The organism is Aquabacterium sp. UBA2148 (assembly GCF_002328915.1).
In the GTDB taxonomy this organism is placed as follows: domain Bacteria; phylum Pseudomonadota; class Gammaproteobacteria; order Burkholderiales; family Burkholderiaceae_C; genus Aquabacterium; species Aquabacterium parvum.
In genome coordinates this window covers 1-2,585 of the sequence record NZ_DCXA01000198.1, presented here as the reverse complement: position 1 = coordinate 2,585, position 2,585 = coordinate 1, and the positions used below count along the sequence as shown (strand labels likewise).

Sequence of the window (2,585 nt, the reverse complement as noted above, 5' to 3'; positions counted from 1 at the left end):
CATGGCCTTGGCAGCGATCTCGTCCTCGCGGATGGCCATCCAGGCTCGGCCCAGGCGCGAGTCGTGCAGCCGGCTGCACACCACCACCGCGATCACCACGATGAACAGGAACAGGTAGTAATTCAGCGTGACAGGCGCCAGCGTGAGGCCGAAGACGTGCAAGGGCTCGCCCAGGCTGACGCCACCAATGGTGATCGGATCGATGCTGCTGATGCCCATCGGTCCGTTGGTGACGTTGACCGGCGCGTCCAGGTTGTTGAGGAAGACGCGGATGATCTCGCCAAAGCCCAGCGTCACGATGGCCAGGTAGTCGCCGCGCAGGCGCAGCGTGGGCGCCCCCAGCAGCACGCCGACCATGGCCGCCACGCCCGCGCCCAGTGGGATCACGGCCCACACCGGCATGTGCAGGCCGTCGGGGAAGGCCGCAGCCACCGCCGGGAAATGCTCCAGCAAATGCGGAGAGGCCAGCAGCGCGAACAGGTAGGAGCCCACGGCGTAGAAGGCGATGTAGCCCAGGTCGAGCAGGCCGGCAAAACCCACCACGATGTTCAGGCCCAGCGCCAGCAGGATGTAGAGCAGCGCGGTGTCGAGGATGCGCACCCAGGCCTCGCCCAGCGGCTGCAGGGCCACGGGCAGCACCAGCAGGGCCACGGCGCAGACGAGGAAGGCCGCAACCCGGCCTTGAAGGCGGCCGCCCGGCATGCGAGCGCGCAACAGCTTGTTCACAGAAGACGAGACGGGCTTCATGGCAGACATGGCGTCGATCTCCAGGCCTCAGGCGCGATCGGCCACGCGCTCGCCCAGCAGCCCCTGCGGGCGCAGCGTCAGCACGAGGATGAGCACGGTGAAGGCGAAGATGTCCTGGTAATGGCTGCCCAGCACGCCACCGGTGAGGTCGCCGATGTAGCCGGCGCCCATGGCCTCGATCACGCCCAGCAGGATGCCGCCCACCATCGCACCACCCAGGTTGCCGATGCCACCGAACACCGCTGCGGTGAAGGCCTTGAGGCCCGGCAAAAAGCCCATGGTGTGCTGCACCGAGCCGTAATTGGCCGCCCACATCACACCGGCCAGCGCCGCCAGCGCCGCCCCGATGACGAAGGTGGCCGAGATCACGCGGTCCGGTCGCACCCCCATGAGCTGCGCCACGCGCGGGTTCTCGGCCGTGGCGCGCATGGCCCGGCCCAGCTGGGTGCCGTGGATCAGGGCCATCAGGGCCGCCAGGGTCAACGCCGTCACCACCAGGATCAGGATCTGCACCAGGTTGATGGTCGCGCCCATGAATTCATAGGGCTCATCGGGCAGCAGGATGGGATACGGCTTGTAATCCGGCTTCCACAGGATCATGGCCAGCGTCTGCAGCAGCAGCGACATGCCCATGGCCGTGATCAGCGGCGCCAGGCGTGGTGCATTGCGCAGCGGTCGGTAAGCGAGCTTTTCGATGGCGAAGTTCAGGGCCATGCAAACCAGCATGGCGGCCACCAGCGAGATCGACAACAGCGCCCAGCCCGGCAGGCCGCTGTCGGCCAGCACCGTGACCACCGTCCAGCTCACCAGGGCCCCCACCATCAGCACCTCGCCATGCGCGAAGTTGATGAGGTTGATGATGCCGTACACCATCGTGTAGCCCAGCGCGACCAGGGCGTACATGCTGCCCAGCACCAGGCCGTTGATGAGTTGCTGAATGAAGATGTCCACGGGTGTTTTGGATGCAAAAAGCCCGCCAGGTAGGCGGGCCGTTGACCATTGGGATGCCGGGATTATCGGTCAGATGGGCCCCGGGCTCGTCACAGCGAGGGCAGTCGCAGCGAGTCCACCGTCCAACGGATGAGCTTTTGCTTGAAGCCGGTGTAGGGCGGGAAGAAGAGCTTGGCCATCATGATGGGGCCGGACTTGAGCACGGCGCGCTCATGGGAGAAGGCCTTGAAGCCGTACTCGCCGTGGGCGTTGCCGATGCCCGAGTTGTTCACCCCGCCGAACGGCAGGTTGCCGTGGGCGTAGTGCAGCACACAGTGGTTGATGGCCACGCCGCCCGAGCTGGTCTGGGCGATGAGCTCGCGCGTGCGGGCCTTGTCGGTGCTGAAGATGTACAGCGCCAGCGGCTTGGGGTTGGCGTTGATCTCGCGCACGACCTTGTCCAGGCTGGTGAAGCCGATGATGGGCAGCACCGGGCCGAAGATTTCTTCGGACATGATCGAGGCGTCCTGGGGGATCTGTTCGAGCAGGGTTGGCGCGATGAAGCACTGCGACACGTCCACGTCGCCGCCCACGGCCACCTTGGCACCGCGGCTGACCGCGTCCTGCAGCAGGCCGGCGATGCGCTGGGTATGGCGCTGGTTGATGACGCGGGTGAGATCAGGGCTGTTGCGCTGGGCCTCGGCCGTGGCGCCATAGCGCTCGGCGATGACCGCGCGGCATGCCGCCACGAAACGCTCACGGATCGACTCGTGCACGAAGACGTGGTCGGGTGCCACGCAGATCTGACCGCAGTTGGTCAGCTTGCCCCACATGAGGGTTTCGGCTGCCAGCTTGATGTCGGCGGTCTCGTCAACGATGACGGGCGACTTGCCGCCCAGCTCCAGCGT

General features: G+C 66.4%; 3 protein-coding genes. All 3 read right to left on the bottom strand.

All coding sequences use genetic code 11. The features are described 5' to 3' along the window. A partial coding sequence (locus tag B2W70_RS11100; RefSeq protein ID WP_414631049.1) for an ABC transporter permease subunit occupies positions 1-702 on the bottom strand: 702 nt, incomplete at its 3' end. 72 nt (positions 703-774) lie between these two features. Next, positions 775-1,698, bottom strand: coding sequence for a branched-chain amino acid ABC transporter permease (locus B2W70_RS11095; RefSeq protein ID WP_286745706.1), 924 nt, complete (start codon positions 1,696-1,698; stop codon positions 775-777). A gap of 89 nt (positions 1,699-1,787) precedes the next feature. Continuing rightward, on the bottom strand, positions 1,788-2,585 hold a 798-nt coding region (locus B2W70_RS11090; RefSeq protein WP_286745705.1), incomplete at its 5' end, for an aldehyde dehydrogenase family protein.